This is a genomic window from Geomonas sp. Red276 (genome assembly GCF_054784495.1).
On the sequence record NZ_BLXW01000074.1, the window covers coordinates 1 to 3,131 of the forward strand.

Consider the following 3,131-nt stretch of genomic DNA (forward strand, 5'->3'; position numbering starts at 1 on the left):
CCGTGCGTTTTGAGTACCCGGCAAGTTGTAAATCCTCCATCATTCTTTTGCGAAGCTCGGTCATGACTGTTCTCCTTTCGTTGAATTGCGGCCAGATCTGGCCGTTCTTTGAAAGGATAGTCACATTCGCCAATAAAAAAGGCAGCCTCCTGAGAGACCGCCTTTTGATGGTTCACTGTTGCCGCGCCAGCGGCTTAGTTCAACAATGTATTTTCCTCATAAAATTGAGAAACCAAAAAATCGGCTCTTTCGTATGCAGTTTCTTCTTTTATCATTTCACAGCTGTATGCTAAATCCTTCCAAAGGATCGAAGCTATAACATTAACTGCCTGTTGATAATTAATTTTCTTCAACTCCTTTGGGAATGGGAAAAGACCGAATGATTCCATTATTTTTTCAATAGGCGCACTAAAGGTTGCAGATGAATTTATACGTAAATATCCGCAGTTTCTATCCTTGATAATTTCAGATATCTTCATTTTAAGCCCTTTGCCAACGAGTTGAGGGTCTGCTGTGTAGCTAAGCGAAAACAGCAGCACCTGAGTGTTATACCTACCTCCTAATCATTTTTAGGCTCATGAAGGTTGTTGAAAAATGTGAAAAAGGACGGTGCTAAATAATGGGTTCCATCATCGGTAGGTTCTTCATCGTCATAGGTGAAGTAATCGTGGTGCGAGTAAAATATCTGGCCGTAATCTTCTTTCCTTATTGAAATACAGATCAAATTTCCACCGTAATCATTGCCTATCGGTATTAGTCCGGATGGAATTCTGCCGGTGTATTCTTCATAATTGGTGGGCAATGAATACAAAGAATGTGATCCAGTTTGGAGTCCATAGAAGAAGACGTTACTTTCCCACTCATCCTCTCCATCGTTGACTGCATAAGTGTCTGGGGAAGGGGTTCCCCCATTTGTGGATAAAACGAAAGCCTGAAAATCCTCTGGTAATTTTGCTCCTATTGTTTTTTCGAATGCCGCCAATAGCTCAGGGCTAGCCGTTCCCCCGTTGTTCGGATCAATTATTACTGTCATCTCTTTTCCTTCTCAATGGTATAACCTATGAGTAGACTGCGCATTAGCCGTAATAAATTACGGGGCATTTTTGCTGAAATGGATATTATCTTTTGAAGGTCAGTTACATAGCACCATTTTGAATGTTTTTTCCAGTAGGTATTCTGGGTTTATTAATATTTCTCAATTTGATGGGTGGCCAGAACTATGCCCCGATCATTAACACGGAGGTCAGTAAATCAGGTCCACATATACCACAACAACCAAACTTGTTGCAGGTTAATTTTATTCATCTAGCGGACACCGCACCCTCGCCAACTACTAAACCCAGATACCTGTTTTGGCCATGTTCAGGCTCCACTCTGTGGTCTGGCGTTAACAGATTTTCTCGGACACGTTAGCTTAACGCACTGAAACTCCATGGTTTTATTGAGCTACTGGGACCAAGTGGGCTGCCGATATAAGGAAATATGGAAATAGGTGAGGCCCCGTTGACTATAGTGATCTCAGGGGCCTCATTTCTCAGATACCTACCACTTCCCGTACCGAATCCTTCCACCTGACCTTGGGCCGATCTTTGAGGCTGTCGTAAAGCCGTCTGATGTTTGCATCACTTTGGAAGTCCCGGATGAAATTTGCGGCGCTCTTGTTCACGGGGTCTGACAGATCCACTCGGTCATCGATCTCCTGCATTTTCCCAAACCACACGGTGTCGGTAACTATGGGTTCAAGGGCTTCATAAAGAGCAACCGCTTCCCGCCACCCCTCAAGCATCGGTTCTGCACTTACACTGGTCTGATAACCTGCCTCAAAAGCATGCCGAAGAGCGTTGATCCGCTCCTGAGGTTTCGGGGCGTTGGGTTCCCAGAATTTGCAGACTCGTTCGTTCTGACTGCCGATAGTGAACCGGAAAAGTATGCTGTCTTTGAAACTGGTGAAGGTGTCGCATATCGACTGGACGGTAGTCATGCGCGGTTTCGATACGATTAGCACCTGATTCCCGGCCGCCAGGATATTTCGCAGCGTCTTCATGTAGGTCGTCAGGTTGTTGTCGGTGATGTCATGCATACTGGGGAACATGACCATGCCGTCTGCTTTCTCGTTGATATCCGCCTTGCCCTGGTTCACCCGTTCCTGAGTCCACTGACCCTTCTCAGAAATCCCACCAAATTTCAGTGCTATGTCCCTCGCATAGCAGTACTTGCATCCGTTGGAGCATCCGGTGCCGATGTTGTAGCTGTAGGGTGCCCACTCCCCGACACCGAATCCTGGCTTTGCCTTGTTGAAACTGTTCATTTTACCCTCACGTTGTTAATCTCAGGGAGGGAGAACGAACTCTCCCTCCCCAAGTTAATGTTAGGCTTTGCGCCATGGAAGCGTTGACTGCCTGTACTCCGCCGGTTCCGCTTGGTCTTGCGTTGCAGATTTTGCGGCAAATTTGGACCAGTCGATAAGTCTCGATTTCTCCGGCTTATCGGGTTCAGCCGGTTCAGCCGGTTCAGGCTCCGTTACCTTACGGTCCTCAGAGCCGCTAATCAGGTTGAGATACGCTTGGTGCTGTTCCTCATCGGTAGTGACCGACAGGGTTGGCAGCTCGCTACTACTCTCCACCACTTTCCTATCTGCAAGTAAATGCAAAGGTTTCTGCCGAAGCGAGTTGGCGGAGAGTTCTTGACTCTCCCCTGACTCGCAACCTGTGTCAGGGGCCGTAGTTGCCGCACCCTGGCGATTGGTAGAGAGATGTCGAGTTTCTCGCGATTCAGACGGGTCCAGCAATCCGTACTGTTCCTTAAGGACATCCAACTCCCGCGCCGTGATGTAAACTCGTGCCAGTCCGTTGACCTTCTTCGATTCGATACTCAAGGACTGAATACGTCGGCCCATCTTCTGAGAACTATGGTGATACTGCTCGTTGACTATCGTTCCGTTTACCCGGCTACGAATCACCTCAACCGGAACTTCCCAAGGTTCAGTGTCACTGGTAATGCAAAAATGACCCAAAAGCGGTAACGAAAAGTGTACCACCCGGGAACCCGTGGTATCCCTTCCAGAGAAAGGGGGGGATGCCGATGATTTCCACGGAGGCGTACATGGACATTCTCGCATTTAAGCGCCAAGG

General features: G+C 47.6%; 3 protein-coding genes. All 3 read right to left on the reverse strand.

Annotated elements, in window-relative coordinates:
* Positions 1-194: 194 nt before the first annotated feature.
* The 3 genes from ACYVL5_RS23375 to ACYVL5_RS23385 all read right to left on the reverse strand — a co-directional run bounded on the left by ACYVL5_RS23375 (position 195) and on the right by ACYVL5_RS23385 (position 2,308).
* Positions 195-539 carry a hypothetical protein gene (locus ACYVL5_RS23375; protein ID WP_460597955.1) on the reverse strand — a complete coding sequence of 115 codons (345 nt, stop codon included), beginning with the start codon at positions 537-539 and terminating at the stop codon, positions 195-197.
* A gap of 20 nt (positions 540-559) precedes the next feature.
* A complete protein-coding gene (locus ACYVL5_RS23380; protein ID WP_460597956.1) occupies positions 560-1,033 on the reverse strand; it encodes an SMI1/KNR4 family protein in 474 nt (157 codons plus the stop codon).
* A gap of 501 nt (positions 1,034-1,534) precedes the next feature.
* The gene (locus ACYVL5_RS23385; RefSeq protein ID WP_460597957.1) at positions 1,535-2,308 is read right to left on the reverse strand and encodes a radical SAM family protein; all 774 of its coding nucleotides are present in this window, start codon (positions 2,306-2,308) and stop codon (positions 1,535-1,537) included.
* Between the last annotated feature and the right edge of the window lie 823 nt (positions 2,309-3,131).

Bases quoted from the DNA above. Each gene is read 5' to 3' on its own strand.
- ACYVL5_RS23380 (WP_460597956.1), bottom strand. From the start codon at position 1,033: ATGACAGTAATAATTGATCCGAACAACGGGGGAACGGCTAGCCCTGAG.
- ACYVL5_RS23385 (WP_460597957.1), bottom strand. From the start codon at position 2,308: ATGAACAGTTTCAACAAGGCAAAGCCAGGATTCGGTGTCGGGGAGTGG.